General features: G+C 40.6%; 14 protein-coding genes, 1 pseudogene and 1 riboswitch. Of the genes and pseudogenes, 14 read left to right on the top strand and 1 reads right to left on the bottom strand.

Features of this window, described 5'->3' with window-relative positions:
- The first annotated feature begins 10 nt into the window (after nt 1–10).
- From ACFSTA_RS08380 to ACFSTA_RS08340, 9 genes are all read left to right on the top strand, one after another.
- Entirely contained in the window at nt 11–1,567 is a 1,557-nt protein-coding gene (locus tag ACFSTA_RS08380) for an ABC transporter substrate-binding protein (RefSeq protein ID WP_377556162.1), read from the top strand.
- A gap of 21 nt (nt 1,568–1,588) precedes the next feature.
- A complete protein-coding gene (locus tag ACFSTA_RS08375) occupies nt 1,589–2,506 on the top strand; it encodes an ABC transporter permease (protein WP_377556161.1) in 918 nt (305 codons plus the stop codon).
- 13 nt (nt 2,507–2,519) lie between these two features.
- Nucleotides 2,520–3,419 carry an ABC transporter permease gene (locus ACFSTA_RS08370; protein ID WP_377556160.1) on the top strand — a complete coding sequence of 300 codons (900 nt, stop codon included), beginning with the start codon at nt 2,520–2,522 and terminating at the stop codon, nt 3,417–3,419.
- Between the two features lie 17 nt (nt 3,420–3,436).
- Nucleotides 3,437–4,414, top strand: coding sequence for an ABC transporter ATP-binding protein (locus ACFSTA_RS08365; protein ID WP_377556159.1), 978 nt, complete (start codon nt 3,437–3,439; stop codon nt 4,412–4,414).
- Nucleotides 4,411–5,436, top strand: coding sequence for an ABC transporter ATP-binding protein (locus ACFSTA_RS08360; RefSeq protein ID WP_377556158.1), 1,026 nt, complete (start codon nt 4,411–4,413; stop codon nt 5,434–5,436). The genes ACFSTA_RS08365 and ACFSTA_RS08360 overlap by 4 nt, the downstream gene beginning before the upstream one ends.
- A gap of 14 nt (nt 5,437–5,450) precedes the next feature.
- Nucleotides 5,451–6,557 (top strand): NAD(P)/FAD-dependent oxidoreductase, encoded by a 1,107-nt coding sequence (locus tag ACFSTA_RS08355; RefSeq protein ID WP_377556157.1) that lies wholly within the window; start codon nt 5,451–5,453, stop codon nt 6,555–6,557.
- Between the two features lie 16 nt (nt 6,558–6,573).
- Nucleotides 6,574–7,362, top strand: a complete 789-nt coding sequence (locus ACFSTA_RS08350; protein WP_377556155.1) for a fumarylacetoacetate hydrolase family protein — start codon at nt 6,574–6,576, stop codon at nt 7,360–7,362.
- Nucleotides 7,363–7,530: 168 nt separating this feature from the next.
- Entirely contained in the window at nt 7,531–7,878 is a 348-nt protein-coding gene (locus tag ACFSTA_RS08345; protein ID WP_377556454.1) for a CidA/LrgA family protein, read from the top strand.
- On the top strand, nt 7,869–8,537 hold the full coding sequence (locus ACFSTA_RS08340; RefSeq protein ID WP_377556154.1) for an LrgB family protein: 669 nt from the start codon (nt 7,869–7,871) through the stop codon (nt 8,535–8,537). The genes ACFSTA_RS08345 and ACFSTA_RS08340 overlap by 10 nt, the downstream gene beginning before the upstream one ends.
- Nucleotides 8,538–8,641: 104 nt before the next feature.
- Here the strand turns inward: ACFSTA_RS08340 and ACFSTA_RS08335 are convergent.
- Nucleotides 8,642–8,896 (bottom strand): annotated as a pseudogene (locus ACFSTA_RS08335) (cupin domain-containing protein); the annotation flags it as partial.
- Nucleotides 8,897–9,098: 202 nt separating this feature from the next.
- Here ACFSTA_RS08335 and ACFSTA_RS08330 point away from each other — a divergent pair.
- The 5 genes from ACFSTA_RS08330 (at nt 9,099) to thiS (ending at nt 13,669) form a co-directional block, all read left to right on the top strand.
- On the top strand, nt 9,099–10,082 hold the full coding sequence (locus ACFSTA_RS08330; RefSeq protein ID WP_377556153.1) for a thiamine pyrophosphate-dependent dehydrogenase E1 component subunit alpha: 984 nt from the start codon (nt 9,099–9,101) through the stop codon (nt 10,080–10,082).
- Between the two features lie 12 nt (nt 10,083–10,094).
- Nucleotides 10,095–11,078, top strand: coding sequence for an alpha-ketoacid dehydrogenase subunit beta (locus ACFSTA_RS08325; protein WP_377556151.1), 984 nt, complete (start codon nt 10,095–10,097; stop codon nt 11,076–11,078).
- 147 nt (nt 11,079–11,225) lie between these two features.
- Nucleotides 11,226–11,326: riboswitch (TPP riboswitch) on the top strand.
- A gap of 329 nt (nt 11,327–11,655) precedes the next feature.
- Nucleotides 11,656–12,261 carry a thiazole tautomerase TenI gene (gene tenI / locus ACFSTA_RS08320; protein ID WP_377556150.1) on the top strand — a complete coding sequence of 202 codons (606 nt, stop codon included), beginning with the start codon at nt 11,656–11,658 and terminating at the stop codon, nt 12,259–12,261.
- Nucleotides 12,262–12,325: 64 nt separating this feature from the next.
- The gene (thiO, locus tag ACFSTA_RS08315; protein WP_377556149.1) at nt 12,326–13,450 is read left to right on the top strand and encodes a glycine oxidase ThiO; all 1,125 of its coding nucleotides are present in this window, start codon (nt 12,326–12,328) and stop codon (nt 13,448–13,450) included.
- A gap of 15 nt (nt 13,451–13,465) precedes the next feature.
- Nucleotides 13,466–13,669 carry a sulfur carrier protein ThiS gene (gene thiS, locus ACFSTA_RS08310; RefSeq protein ID WP_377556148.1) on the top strand — a complete coding sequence of 68 codons (204 nt, stop codon included), beginning with the start codon at nt 13,466–13,468 and terminating at the stop codon, nt 13,667–13,669.
- The last annotated feature ends 1 nt before the right edge of the window (nt 13,670 follow it).

The raw sequence follows: 13,670 nt of genomic DNA, 5'->3' as shown, positions 1-13,670 counted from the left end.
GGAGAAAAGCATGAAACAAAGGTGGGAATGGCTAACGTTTATTGCAGCTTTGGTATTTTTCCTAGCTGCTTGTAGTGGAGAAAGTGGAGAAGTAGGAACGGAAAATGGAACGGAAAATGGTAGCGTGACGGATGGGAACTTGGTAATTGCCCAATCGGCAGATATCACAACCCTTGACCCGCAGGACTCTTTAAGTACTAATGGGGAGCGGATTTTCCGCAATATGTATAATCGCTTATTTGCTAGAAATCAAGATATGGAGATTGTTCCTGAGATCGTTGAATCGTATGAAAATGTAGATGAAGAAACATGGCATTTTAATTTAGTTGAGGGTATCACATTCCATAATGGTGAAGAACTTACGGCTGAGGATGTTAAGTTCAGCTTAGAACGAGTTATGACAGATCAAGGATTAAAAGAATATCCATATTTCACACAGCTTGCAGAAGTTAATGTATTGGATACGTATACGGTTGAAATTGTAACCGACGGCCCAATGCCAACGATCCAACATGTACTTGCTAAAAGTGGTGCAGATATCTTACCGAAAGAATATGTAGAAGAAGTTGGTATGGATGGGTTTGTTGAAAATCCGATTGGTTCAGGACCTTACCAGTTTGTTAGTTGGGATGTGGACAGTGAAGTAGTGTTGGAGAAATTTGAGGACTATTATGGTGAGCCTGGAATATGGGATACGGTTACTGTTCGGGCCATTAGTGAGAGTTCTACTCGAGTTGGAGAGTTGTTGACAGGTGGTGTTCAGTTGATTACGGATGTTACACCGAATGAATGGGATCGGGTCAATGATAATGAAGGAACTTCCCTAGTGCAAGGTGAGACAACTCGCGTCATGCTATTAATGAACCGTTTGACAGAAGGATTTGCGACATCAGATGAACGTGTTCGTGAAGCAATTGATTTAGCCATTGACCAACAAGCAATTGTGGATTCTGTTCTTCGTGGTTCTGGTGTTCCAGTTCGTTCGCGTGTACCAGAAGGGGTATTTGGAACGAATCCTGACCTTTATGATACGTATGTGCATGACAAAGAGCGTGCAAAAGAGTTACTTGCAGAAGCGGGTTATGAAGATGGATTAGAAATTACCCTAACGGCACCACGCGGTCGTTATCCATTAGATGGTGAGGTAGCAGAATTGATAGCTGTAATGCTTGGTGAGGTCGGTATTGAAGTGAATTTGGAACTTCTTGAGTCAGGCACATTCATTGATGTTTATTCAGAAAATGAAAACGAAGAATTGATTATGATTGGACTTGCGGATGGATTGTTGGATGCTTCTTATTCCTTGGTACATTACACGATAGACCGGGCTGCTGGACAAACAGATTACAATAATCCAGATGTTGACCAACTATTCCAAGATGCATCTCGTAACTTAGACGAAGAGTCTAGATTGGAACAGTTTAAAGAAATTCAGCAAGTCGTCGCAGAAGAGCGTCCACACACTTTCTTGTATCAGGATAAAGTGAATTATGGCGTATCTGACAGTATACTGTTCGAACCACGCTTAGATGAAGCGTTGTATTTCGATCATATACAACCAAACTAACTGTTTGAGGTGGGTGAGCAAATGAAGAAATTCATATTTAAACGATTACTCGAGTTAATACCGGTCTTGTTTATCATCACCTTTGTGGTTTTTGTGCTCGTCTACCATGCTGGGGATCCGGTTTCCTTGATGCTTCCTGAGGATGCCAGTCAGGAAGACCGTGAATATATGCGTGAATCCTTGGGACTCAATGATCCGTTCATTGTTCAATATGCTAATTTTGTTATGGATATTACTCGTGGGAATTTCGGAACATCCACTCGGTACGATATGGACGCTCTTCCGCTTGTGATTGATCGCTTGCCCGCAACCTTTGAGTTAGCAGGAGCCGCCATGTTGGTGGCTCTTGCCATCTCCATACCTTTGGGGATTTGGTCAGCGAATAGGAGAAATTCTTATGTCGACTTATTCATCACTGGTGGATCTGTATTAGGTAAAGCAATGCCAAATTTTTGGCTAGGGATTATGTTGATCTTACTTTTGGCAGTCAATTTTCAAGCCTTCCCAGTGTCAGGACGAGGAACTTTTATGCATTTAGTCTTACCGGCCATTACACTGGGAACGTCGGTTGCTGCGGAGATGACTCGACTTGTTCGATCTTCGATGCTAGACACATTAGGACAGGATTATATTCGGACAGCGTCAAGTAAAGGAGTACCTTATGTTAAGGTGGTTGTTTATCACGCATTCCGAAATACACTTATACCTGTCATCACAATTACCACTTTACAGCTTTCCATACTTGTTAGTGGGGCGATTATTACTGAATCCGTCTTTCAGTGGCCAGGTTTGGGTATGCTACTCGTTCAAGCGGTAAACGCACGTGATATGGCAGTTGTGCAGGCCTCCGTTTTTATTATTGCGATACTTGTTATACTCATTAACTTAATCACTGATTTGATTTATTTCATTATTGATCCACGGATTAAACATTCTTAAGGAGGTGTTCCAATTGAGTGAGGCTACTAGCGAAGTGAAAAAAGTTAAAACCTATAAGAGATCTGGAAATGTTAAGTTATTTCTAAAATTACTTGCACAGAGTAAAACAGGAATGGTCGGACTCTTCATTTTAATCAGCGTCACACTGATCGCGATTTTTGCCGATTTCATTACACCATACAGTCCAACAGAACCGCAATTATCCGATATTTTGGTTCCACCTTCTTGGCAAGAGGGAGGCACATCAGCTTACTTATTAGGAACCGATAACCTGGGGAGAGATGTCTTTAGCAGACTGATATATGGAACGCGTGTCTCCCTGATTGTTGGGGTTTTATCCGTGGTAGTTGCTGGTTTTATCGGTTTGATTATCGGAGTTGTTTCGGCTTATTTCGGAAAATGGGTTGATCAAATTTTGATGCGAATAGTCGATGCGTTTTTGTCCATACCGAGTATTTTGTTCATCATGGTTATTTTGACTATTTTTTCCCCAAGCTTAACCGTTTTGATTATTGTAATTGGACTGACTACTTGGGTGAACTATGCACGGATTATACGGGGGGAGGTTCTGAGCTTAAAGGAACGTGAATTTGTGAAAGCTTCTCAGACGATTGGTACAAGCCACTTGACCATCATCCGAAAGAATCTGATTCCAAACGTGATGTCGACATTTATCGTTATTTCAACGTTGAGCGTAGCGACAACGATTATTCTAGAAGCATCTCTGAGTTTCCTTGGATTAGGCATTCAACCACCAGACATTTCCTGGGGAGGGATGTTGAATGATGGCAGGGATTACTTGGCAACACACTGGTGGATGGGAACTTTCCCAGGTATTGCGATTACTATTACGGTGCTTGGCATTATTTTTCTTGGTGACTGGCTCCGCGATGTGCTCGATCCGAGATTATAAGAAAAGGAGATGACGGAATGAATTTATTGGAAGTAAAGGATTTGCATACGAACTTTTATACAGATCATGGTGTGATCCCAGCACTTACCGGTGTCTCTTTCTCTGTCAAAAAAGGCGAGGTCCTTGGCATAGTCGGTGAATCTGGTTGCGGGAAGAGTGTCACGTCATTGTCTATATTACAGTTGTTAGGCAATAAAGGAAAAATTAACTCTGGCAACATTCATTTTAAAGGACAGGATTTAACGACTTTTTCAACAAAGAAAATGAGAAAAGTGCGAGGGAATGAAATTTCGATGATCTTTCAGGAGCCACTAACATCTCTTAATCCGTTGATTCGTGTCGGAAAGCAAATCGAAGAAACCGTCTTACTGCATAAGAAGGAACTTTCGAAAATAGAGGCACATAACCATGCGATTAACATGATGAAAATGGTAGGGATTCCACAGGCGGAAGAAAAGTATGCGTACTATCCGCATCAGTTGAGCGGTGGGATGCGACAGCGGATCATGATTGCTATTGCCTTAGCTTGTGATCCGGAATTATTAATTGCGGATGAGCCAACGACTGCGCTTGATGTGACAATACAGGAACAGATCCTAGGATTAATGAAAAAGATTACGAGAGAGCTAGATACATCTATTATTCTCATTACCCATGATTTAGGTGTCGTGGCTGAAATGGTCGACCGAGTGGTAGTAATGTATTCGGGCCAAGTTGTTGAAGAGAATGAGGTAGGAAAGTTCTTTGCCAACCCAAAGCATCCTTATTCCAAGGGACTTATCAGGAGTACTCCATCCATCGATCAAGAGGATAACCTCGAATCTATCAAAGGGAGTGTGCCTACCCCTGCCAACAAGCCAAGTGGTTGTCCGTTCCATCCACGGTGTCCATTTGCAATGGAGATTTGTAAAAGTCAGGCACCAGAAAATATGTACTACGGTGAGGAAGAGATGGTGAATTGCTGGCTGTATAAGGAAGAGGTGAAGACATCTTGACGGAAGCAGTGGAACTTAAAGAAAAACATCGTACTACAGAAGATCAAAAGGTTTTATTGGAAGTAAAAAATCTAAAAACTTACTTTCCTATTAAATCTGGAAAATTCAAACGAACTACTCGTTATGTAAAGGCTGTGGATGATGTATCATTATATGTGAAAAAAGGAGAGACACTAGGTATTGTAGGAGAATCTGGGTGTGGAAAATCAACGACAGGAAATTCAATTATTCGATTGGTTGAACCGACAAGTGGAGAAGTTTACTTCAACGGTGAAAATATTGCTAGCGTAAAACCAAAGGATTTTCGTCCGTATAAGAAAAATATCCAGATGATCTTTCAGGATCCGTTTTCTTCCTTAAATCCAAGAATGCACGTCTTTGATATTATCGCTGAGCCTCTTGTTACACACAAACTCTACAAAGGAAAGGAGCTTGAAAAACGAGTAGTTGAATTGATGGAAATCGTGGGATTAGATCCAGAGCTTTTGCATCGATATCCGCATGAGTTTAGTGGCGGACAACGACAGCGGATTGGTATTGCCCGTGCTATTGCACTAAATCCTGAATTGATAATTTGTGATGAGCCGGTTTCCGCTTTGGATGTATCGATTCAGGCGCAGGTTTTGAATCTATTAAAAAGACTGCAAAATGAACTGGATTTAACCTATGTCTTTATCGCGCATGGAATCCCGGCTGTTAAATATGTGAGTGACCGGATTGCTGTAATGTATATGGGGGAAATCGTGGAGATGACCACGAATGAAAAACTATTTTCAAACACGCTTCACCCTTATACAAAGAGGTTGATTTCAGCTGTTCCATCAACTGATCCAACTAAACGGACAATTGGTGACAGTGACGCGGTCGCCGATGAATTGAACCAGGAAGAGACTAGTGACCAAGGGTGTAAATTTGCTGCACGGTGTCCGTTCGCACAAGACAACTGTTTGGTTGATCGACCGAAACTAAGAGAATATGCCACAGGTCATTATGTGAAATGCCATTATCCACTAAAACATTAGATGGGGGAAGTTACATGACATATGTAGTAATTGGAGGAGGAATAGTAGGTGCATGTGCTGCTTACTATTTATCGCAAAAGGGAGAACAAGAAGTCATTCTTATCGATCAAGCATTTGAAGGAAAAGCCACATCGGCAGGAGCAGGAATCATTTGCCCTTGGATATCAAGGGTGGATGATCCGGACTGGTTTGCTATTGCGAGTAAAGGAGCTCTATATTATCCTGAACTGATCGCATCGTTGGAAGCCGATGGGAATACAGAAACAGGTTATGGTTTTACCGGTGCATTAGCGACGAGCGACGATTGGGAAGAATTAAAGGAATTAAAGAAAAAAGTAGAAAAACATAAGGAGTCCTATGCAGCTGTTGGCGATATAAAACTGTTGGAAGCCCCAAAAGCCCAGGATTATTTCCCTGGTTTGGATGAAAACCTGCATGCACTTTATATTTCAGGTTCAGCTCGCTTAGATGGAAGATTACTTGCAAAGGCGTTGGTAAAAGGTTTTAAGCAAAATGGCGGAAAAGTAATTGAAGAGAAAGTAAGTTTGATAAAAGACTCAGATCATCGGCTAATAATAGAAACGAGTGAAGGTAACATACAGGCAGACCAAGTAATTGTGGCAGCAGGTGCTTGGACCGGCGACTTGCTTAAACCAGTTGGTGTAGCGATTAATCAAGAGGTGCAAAGAGGCCAAATTGTTCATCTAACCGTTGACGAGGATACTTCTAATTGGCCAGTTGTCCTGCCGCAGGATAGTAGCCATTATATGGTATCTTTTAATGATAACCGAATTGCATTTGGTGCTACGCGTGAGACAGGGAGTGGTTTTGACTATCGGGTAACATCCGGTGGAGTTCATGAAGTATTACATGAAGGGTTGTGTGTTGCACCTGGTTTAGCTGACGCTACGTTCAAAGAAGTCCGGGTCGGCTTCAGGCCGATGAGTCCGGATAAAAACCCATTGCTCGGAAAAGTGTCAGGCTTCGAGAACTTAATTATTGCAACCGGGCTCGGTGCGTCAGGCTTAACGATGGGACCATACGTTGGCTCATTGGCAGCACGATTGGCATTAGAAGAAGCTATTGATCTTGATTTAACACCATATGATCCATTACGTTAAAAAGCAGGTGAATGAAATGAAATATGTACGTTTCAAGCAAGGAAAAACAGATAAATATGGTGTCCTGAAAGATGAGGAAATTATTGTCTTAACAGGTTCTCCTTTAAACGTAGATACAGCACAAACAGATGAAAAAGTGAATATAGAGGAGGTTCGTCTGATTTCTCCTCTTATTCCAAATGAAATCATCGGAATTGGAGCTAACTTTATTGCTGATGAGAAGGACCGACCGGAATGGTTACCCAACACGCCAATTTTCTTTTCAAAACCTAAGCATTCTGTCATTGGGACAGAAGATTCCATCGAATTGCCACCTGGAATTGAATCAGTAAAATTTGAATCGGAAATTGCTGTAATCATTGGGAAACAGGCTCGGAATATTGATGAATCGGATTATTTAGATTATATCTTCGGCATCACTGTCGCAAACGATGTAACAAGCCCAGATTATTTTAGAGAAGATGGTCATTGGTTCGTAGGGAAATCATTCCCTAGCTTTACCCCCTTGGGGCCTGTGATTGAAACAGAATTTGAATTAGAAAATGTAATGATTCAATCCTATGTAAACGGGGAACCGTTTCAAAATAGTCCAACTAGCCACATGATCATCTCCATTTCACAAATGATCTCTTACTTGTCTCAAGTTACGGTTTTAAATCCTGGGGATGTCATTCTTACTGGGAGTCCAGTAGGAGCAGGTTTTGTTAAAGCTGGTGATGTAGTATCTTGTACCGTTACAGGAATAGGTACACTAGAAAATCCAGTAATTCAATCAAAAACAACGAAGAAAGCAACTTTGATATAATGAAAGGGTCACATGTTGTGGCCTTTCTTAGTAGATAGGAAAATATAAACTTTCCTTCCTGCATAAGTGCAACTAAGGCAATCACCATAAAGGCATGGTGATTGCCAAGTTTTCCAAGGTTGGATAAGAAAAGCTAAGTTTTTTAATGAGGTGAATATATTGAAAACCGTGAGCGGAATTATTTTAATTATAGGATTCTATTTATTGGGGGAAACTATCAATACTTATCTTTTGCCATGGGCTCCAGGCAGTATAATTGGCATGATATTACTATTTGGTCTTTTTTTAGTATATGGTGAAAAACTAGTTAATTGGGTAAAAGGTGGGGCTCAGCTTTTCATTAAGTATCTGCCTTTATTTTTTGTGCCAGTAACAGTTGGAATCATTCAATATGACAATCTACTAAGTGTATTTGGCGTTTTATTCTTCAGTTTAATGCTTGTGAGTTCATTTTTAATCATTTTGCTTGTTAGTTATTGGATGGACCGGAAAGTAAGTGACTCTTCATGTGGCTAATATTAACTTTAATTGTTTTCGCTGTAGCGCAGTATGTTTATTTACGAAAGAAGCGCAATTATTTGATTCCTGTTTTTACAGCTACGGTGGTCCTAATCATATTGGTACTCATTAGCGGAAAAACCTATGCAGACTATTATGTGAGTGCACAGTGGATTGACTGGTTGCTCGGTCCTGCTGTGGTTGCATTAAGCTTTCCGCTATATAAACATCGTAAAATGCTCGCACAAAATGGATTGAAAATTGTAAGTTGGGTTGTCATTGCCGCAATCCTAGGCGTATTGACAGGTGCTGTGTTCTTATGGGCATTCCAAGTAGACAACAGTTATGTAGTTTCTGCTATGTTGAAAAATATAACTGCACCAGTCGCCATCGATCTTGCAGAATTTTATGGGGGGATTCCTGCTTTGACAGCTGTTATCTGTACTATGTCTGGGATGCTTGGTGCAGTAATCGGTCCAACTATTTTTAAAAAGCTGAACATAAAAAGTAGCTTGGCTAAAGCAGTAGCTATGGGATCAACCTCTCACGCAATCGGAACCGCCCGTCTGATGGAAGACGATGATTATGCTGGGGCTATTAGTACATTATCATTCTTATTAATGACATTAGTCATGCCTGTATTGGTCCCATTGTTTGTTTATTTATTGGTGGGATAAGACTCAAAAGGTCATTATTTATGACCTTTTGAAACAGCCCTTACCCTGTAAAATACGACCTATAGTTTTTTTAGTTCATCCATAATACGATCTGTTCATTTCTATCAATCTCTATATGGTGTGTATTCCACTTCTACTTTGTCTTTTTCTTGAAAGGGGGATAGCATAAAGCAGGCTTTGAAATCGCTGTTTCCCTTATTGGTTAGATAGTGTACTTTCTTTGGTTCTACGTGAATGAAATCACCTTTCTTACAATGGAATATCTCATTGTCGATGTGGATTTCTAATTCACCTTCTAATACATAGAAATTTTCCTCCATTATATTGTGGTAGTGAGCAGTAAAGTCTTCTCCTGGTCCAGTTCGAACGTGAAATCACAACAGGATTTTGTCAAAAATTCCCCTCCTACCACACGAACGAAAACTGTGTTAGTTTTAACATATGGAAAACACCACATACGGAATTTGTTTTGTAAAAAGAACCGGGCTCGGATTGCTTGGTTTTTTAGTGGGAAATATAGGTCATTATATGAATGTTAAATAGAAGAAGGAGAGTGTTCTCGTGGCTAGATGGAACGTCCCCCAAAAAATTACCGACAACAAATTAATCGATTTATATAAGCAAATGTGGGTTATTCGTTTTTTTGAGGAAAAAGTAGATGAGTATTTTGCAAAAGGAATGATTCACGGTACGACGCACTTGGCAATCGGGCAGGAAGCAAGTGCAGTTGGTGTATGTGCTTTGCTAGGTGTGGAAGATAAAATAACTAGTACGCACCGGGGCCATGGACATTGTATTGCAAAAGGTGCAACCGCTGACAAAATGATGGCAGAGCTTTTTGGTCGGACAACTGGATATTGCAAAGGGAAAGGTGGGTCCATGCATATCGCTGATGTGGACATGGGAAACCTTGGAGCAAATGGGATTGTTGCAGGTGGGATTCCGCTAGCTGTAGGATCTGCTCTTACAGCACATATGAAAAAGCTGAACTACGTTACCGTTTGCTTTTTTGGGGATGGTGCTACAAATGAAGGAAGTTTTCATGAAGCAGTGAACTTAGCTTCAATTTGGAAATTACCGGTTATTTTTGTTTGTGAGAATAACCAATATGGTATGTCAAGTCCGATAAAAGAAATGGTTAACGTAGAAGATATTGCAATTCGTTCACAGGCTTATGGAATTCCGGGAGTTGTTGCAGATGGTAATGATATGATAGAAATGATGAATGTAACAGATCAAGCGATAGATCGAGCACGTAAAGGCGAAGGACCAACTTTCATTGAAGCAAAAACATATCGCTGGAAAGGCCATTCCAAGAGTGATAAGAATATGATTTATCGTACTCGTGCAGAAGAAAAAGAATGGATTCAAATGGACCCCATCAAACGCTTTAAGAATGATTTGATGGAAGCGGGAATTTTAACGGGAGAAAAAGCGGAAGAACTCCAGGACGTGGCGAAAGAAGAAATCGAAGCTGCAGTGAAATTTTCCGAAGAAAGTCCCATGCCAACTCTAGATGACTTACTAACAGACGTTTATGCATAGGAGGGGTTTGCAATGAGGGTGATTACATATCTAGAAGCAGTAAGGGAAGCAATGAGTCAGGAAATGCGTATAAATAATGATGTATTTATTTTAGGTGAAGATATTGGTGTATATGGTGGGGCATTTGGTGTGACAAGTGGGATGATTGAAGAGTTTGGTTCGGAGCGTGTTCGTGATACACCGATAAGTGAAGCGGGGATCGCTGGTACGGCAGTTGGTTCTGCGTTAACTGGGATGCGTCCAATTCTTGACTTACAGTTTTCTGATTTTATTACCATTGCCATGGATCAAATCGTAAACCAAGCAGCAAAAATCCGATATATGTATGGTGGTAAAGGGAAGGTTCCGATGGTTTTGCGTACACCGAGTGGTTCTGGTACTGGTGCTGCTGCACAGCATTCCCAAAGCTTAGAAGCATGGGTGGCACATATCCCAGGCTTGAAAGTGGTTCAGCCTTCCACAGCTTACGATGCAAAAGGCTTACTAAAAGCTGCAATCGATGATGACAATCCAGTTATTTTCTATGAGCACAAATTATTATACAAAACTGCTTCCCATGTACCAGAAGATCCTTATAGTATTCCTTTAGGGAAAGCAGATGTGAAACGGGAAGGTTCCGATGTAACTATTGTTGCCACAGCTATCATGGTGCATCGTGCACTAGAAGCAGCAGAAGAACTTGCGTTAGAAGGAATCAGTGTAGAAGTTATTGATCCACGTACACTAGTACCTTTAGATGAGGAAGCAATTGTGAAATCTGTGTCCAAAACAGGACGTGTGGTAGTGGTTCATGAAGCCGTTAAACGTGGTGGATATGGGGCAGAAATCGCAAGTATGATTGCTGAAAGTGAAGCATTTGATTCTTTGGTTGCACCCATTAAGCGGTTAGGTGGGGAGCCATCGCCAGTACCTTATCATCCTGAACTGGAAAAAGCACATGTTCCACAAGTGCCAGATATTATAAAGGCAGTGAAAGATACACTACACAGAGCTTAAAAGGATTTATTTTAAAGGAATGAAATGAATTACTAAACCATACAATGGGTAAAGAAACAATGCTACCTAAAAGTTCTGTTAGTATTTTATAGAAACATCTATCGTCTTTTGATAAGGTATGTTATACTGACTTTGATAATTACATAGCATTCATACTAGGGGAGCCGTTAAAGGCTGAGACAGATGTTATCTGGACCCTTTGAACCTGATCTGGCAATACCAGCGTAGGGAAGTGGGAATTTTTATCATATGTTTATGTTACATAACATATATAAAAGGCCACCCCTATATGGAGTGGCCTTTTCTAATTGTATAGGAAATTATAAAATTAAATGCATGTTGATAATTATTGGCAGGAACAGCCGCGTCCAGCGACTATCGCAACTTCCTTCACCTCCGTACGATAAGGTCAACATCGGCTTCTTTCGGTCACCGTGTTTCCTTTATCTCCTACGGGGAATGTTCAATTAAAACCACCACTTTGCGTGGCAACATTGAACCACCAGCGTTACGCTGGCGCAGTTCGTACGTCGCTAAACGGGCGCTTGCGCTTTTCTTATATAGGGAGTTAAGTTTTATGGAAAATGGAGAGTTACACATTATTTCAACAGGGAAACAATCCCCAGAAACATTAGCAGAGATTATAGAGGAGATTCATCCTTATATCGATGCCATTCATATTCGTGAAAAAACAAAAACTGCTAAAGAAATCTATGAAATGGTAATGCTACTCATTGAAAAACAGGTTCCGATTTCAAAAATAATAATTAATGACCGCTTAGATGTGGCCTACATTTCGAAGGTTCATGGAATTCATTTAGCGTACCATTCATTACCTTTGGATATGGTTAAAGAAAATTTCACGGGTTTCCGTGTTGGTTGTTCCGTGCATACCATTGGTGAAGCGCTTCACGCACAAACGCAAGGTGCTGACTATGTCACCTTTGGTCATGTATTTGCTACAAACTCTAAAGCTGGGTTAGCTCCAAGAGGATTAGATCAATTACGCTCCATTACGAATTCTGTTTCTATTCCTGTCATTGCAATAGGTGGGATAAATCCGATTAATGTAAGATCAGTAATGGAATCAGGTGCCAAAGGGATCGCGGTGATGTCAGGAATTTTAGAAGCGGATAATCCTTTAGGAGTGGCCAAAGAGTATGCTTTGAATCTTTCAATCTAACATCTACAAGTATCTTTTATTAGTTACTAGATGCTGTAGATCTTATGGGGAAAGGAGATTTTTTATGCCTAATATATATGATGCAATTGTGGTAGGCGGTGGAATTAATGGTGGTTCCATAGCTTACAACCTTGCCAAAAAAGGTAAAAAGGTGCTTTTGTTGGAAAAAGACATTCTTGCTAGTAAATCCTCAGGAGCAGCAGCAGGGATGCTAGCTGCGCAAGTTGAATTGGATGAAGATGGTCCGTTGTTTGCATTGGCAAAGGAAAGCAGATCGATGTTCCCTTCAATAGCGGAAGAAATAAAGGAATTAAGCGGAATTGATATCGAACTAGTAAATAAAGGGATGTACAAAATTGCCCTGTCCGAACAAGAAGAAAATGAGTATAAACAAATAATTGATTTGCAACAGCAAGCTGGAGAACAAGCGGAATGGATAAGTCAAGAAGAAATTAGAAGGAGAGAACCTGCCTTATCTAATGCGATAACTGGTGCTATGTTTATTCAAAAAGATGGTCAAGTGTCCGCGCCGAAAATAACGGAAGGATTTTTGAAAGCGGCCGCAGTTTTAGGGGTAGTGATCAAAGAGTATACAGAAGTTTTTTCTTTTCAGGTTGAAAATGGAAAAATTGCCGGGGTAATAACAAACGTTGGTAAATTCGAAAGTGATACTGTGATTGTAGCAGGAGGAGCATGGACTCAGAAATTATTGTCGGAAGCTGGCGTACAATTACAAACATATCCAGTTAAGGGAGAGTGTTTTTCGGTACGTACACACCAACCATTGATCACGAGAACGATCTTTTCTCCTGGATGTTATCTAGTCCCTAAAATGGGTGGACGTCTTCTTGTGGGAGCGACCGTTAAGCCGAACACGTTTGATCAAACCGTGACAGTTGATGGGATTAGTTCACTGATGGAAAAAGCCAAAAAGCTAGTAACATCTATTGTGGATGCGGAATGGGAAAAAGCCTGGGCTGGCATCCGACCTCAAACGGGAGATGGTTTGCCATACTTAGGGGAGCATCCAAAATACAAAGGATTATTCATCGCAACAGGATATTACCGTAATGGTATTTTGCTTTCTCCTATAACCGGTGAGATTATAGCTAGTTTAGTAACAGGAGAATCTATACCGATTGATTTGACCGCTTTTCGGATTGACCGTCATGTTAAAACAAACGTTTAAGAAGGAGTTGTACATATGGAGTTAGTTATTAATGGGGATAAGGTAGAAATTCCAAATACAATTACAACCGTTTCTTCCTTATTACATCACTTTGGGATTGACCAGAAGGTAGTTATTGTGGAATTAAATCAGTCCATTTTGGAGAAAGAAACTCATCATGAAACCACGATTGCTGATCGTGACAAAATTGAAATTGTAAACTTTGTAGGAGGCGGATGAT

Origin of the sequence: Ornithinibacillus salinisoli (assembly GCF_042684965.1) — a bacterium.
In the GTDB taxonomy this organism is placed as follows: Bacteria; Bacillota; Bacilli; order Bacillales; family Amphibacillaceae; genus Ornithinibacillus; species Ornithinibacillus salinisoli.
The sequence above is the reverse complement of the archived record's forward strand: the minus strand, read 5'-3'. Positions and strand labels throughout refer to the sequence as shown.

Bases quoted from the DNA above. Each gene is read 5' to 3' on its own strand.
- tenI (WP_377556150.1), top strand. From the start codon at position 11,656: ATGGAAAATGGAGAGTTACACATTATTTCAACAGGGAAACAATCCCCA.
- ACFSTA_RS08350 (WP_377556155.1), top strand. From the start codon at position 6,574: ATGAAATATGTACGTTTCAAGCAAGGAAAAACAGATAAATATGGTGTC.
- ACFSTA_RS08375 (WP_377556161.1), top strand. From the start codon at position 1,589: ATGAAGAAATTCATATTTAAACGATTACTCGAGTTAATACCGGTCTTG.
- ACFSTA_RS08365 (WP_377556159.1), top strand. From the start codon at position 3,437: ATGAATTTATTGGAAGTAAAGGATTTGCATACGAACTTTTATACAGAT.
- ACFSTA_RS08325 (WP_377556151.1), top strand. From the start codon at position 10,095: ATGAGGGTGATTACATATCTAGAAGCAGTAAGGGAAGCAATGAGTCAG.
- ACFSTA_RS08355 (WP_377556157.1), top strand. From the start codon at position 5,451: ATGACATATGTAGTAATTGGAGGAGGAATAGTAGGTGCATGTGCTGCT.
- thiS (WP_377556148.1), top strand. From the start codon at position 13,466: ATGGAGTTAGTTATTAATGGGGATAAGGTAGAAATTCCAAATACAATT.
- ACFSTA_RS08380 (WP_377556162.1), top strand. From the start codon at position 11: ATGAAACAAAGGTGGGAATGGCTAACGTTTATTGCAGCTTTGGTATTT.
- ACFSTA_RS08340 (WP_377556154.1), top strand. From the start codon at position 7,869: ATGTGGCTAATATTAACTTTAATTGTTTTCGCTGTAGCGCAGTATGTT.
- thiO (WP_377556149.1), top strand. From the start codon at position 12,326: ATGCCTAATATATATGATGCAATTGTGGTAGGCGGTGGAATTAATGGT.